1 rRNA gene is annotated in these 228 nt (G+C 44.3%); it reads right to left on the bottom strand.

What is annotated here, in order from left to right:
• Positions 1 to 228: ribosomal RNA gene (locus AC07E4_RS14405) — 23S ribosomal RNA — on the bottom strand; the annotation flags it as partial.

Below are 228 nucleotides of genomic sequence, written 5' to 3'. Positions count from 1 at the left end.
GATCAGAACTTGAAAACTTCCATTTTCGTCTACAGGTCTATTACCTTCTACGGAGTAGCTTTCCAGCTATCTTCGACTAATTCCTGTCTTCTTTGATGTTCTGTCCACAACCCCAAAGTCAAAGACTTTGGTTTGGGCTCTTTCCATTTCGCTCGCCGCTACTCAGGAAATCGATTTTTCTTTCTCTTCCTCCGGGTACTTAGATGTTTCAGTTCCCCGGGTTTACCC

Source organism: Clostridium amazonense (assembly GCF_056431285.1).
The sequence above is the reverse complement of the archived record's forward strand: the minus strand, read 5'-3'. Positions and strand labels throughout refer to the sequence as shown.